A 1,139-nucleotide genomic window follows, 5' to 3' on the forward strand; every position below is an offset into this window, starting at 1 on the left:
ATGCAATCAATCTATACAATGAAATAAGATTACATTTATCTTTAGAATACAAAACACCTAATATGGTATATAAATTAACAGCGTAAATCTATTTTTAACCTGTAGCCATATTTCAGGACTAGACATTTGAAATGAGCATTTTCAATCGAAAGACAAAAAAGAAACATATTGAACAGTTCGGGCATAAAATAGCTGAATTGTTGGAATCGGAAATGCCTCAAATCAAAGCTGTAATTAGACTTTCCAAAATTTATGGAATTAGTTTTATGTACGAACCGAAAGGAATTTATATTTCTCGCGGATATAAGCCAAAGGAATTTGAGATTATAAAAAGAAATCATAAAACCTCTTTTAATCTAAGCGGGATTTCAGTTTGGAATAAAAAAGAAAATACCTTTGAACCGGTTAAATTATATTATCAATCAGACGGATTGACCAAAATTGAAATAGATAATCCAGAATACTTCCACAAAATATTTAATCTAAACCAAATTCAGAAAGACCAAATAGAATTAGAGCATCTTAAAATGGAAAATACTGACCAAAAGATTGCGGAAAGAATATTAAAATCACTAACCAAAAAGCAAATTGAACTTTTGGAATTGGACTACACATTCGAAATTGAATTTAATGAAAAATTATTCTATACCATTTTAGATATGGAAGATGGTAATTATATTGCTGTAGACAAAATAGGAAAAATATATCGACTAAATCACGACGATGAAGAAAGAATAAAATTGATAGCAAATAAGCCGTCAGATTTTTTTGAAATATACAATGGGCATAAAAACGAATTGGATAGTATGATATACGAGTAAAAACGTTGCCTAACACCGTGTATAAAACATAGCTAGTAAGTGCTAAATTCAAAGTTAAGCACTTATTTTCAAAGACCGCCAAATTTTAATTTGGCTTTTAGAGTAGAAAAGATAAAAACAAAATAAAAAATGTGGCTAAGTGCTAACCCGAAAATTAGTACTTTTAAATACGCTACGTTTCATACACAAACCGTTGTGCTTAATTTAAAAAAATGAAAATCAGAACATTTATTCTCATCATATTTCTAGCAATTTATACTTCAGCCTATTGTCAATTGAGTAGGTCAGAAGAGCAAAAATTAGACAGTTTAATGAAAG

1 protein-coding gene is annotated in these 1,139 nt (G+C 28.8%); it reads left to right on the forward strand.

Features of this window, described 5'->3' with window-relative positions; all coding sequences use genetic code 11:
* Positions 1-131: 131 nt before the first annotated feature.
* Positions 132-821, forward strand: a complete 690-nt coding sequence (locus tag ACFSQJ_RS14185) for a hypothetical protein (RefSeq protein ID WP_377767632.1) — start codon at positions 132-134, stop codon at positions 819-821.
* Positions 822-1,139: the final 318 nt, after the last annotated feature.

It is taken from the genome of Croceitalea marina, assembly GCF_042684265.1.
Classification (GTDB): domain Bacteria; phylum Bacteroidota; class Bacteroidia; order Flavobacteriales; family Flavobacteriaceae; genus Croceitalea; species Croceitalea marina.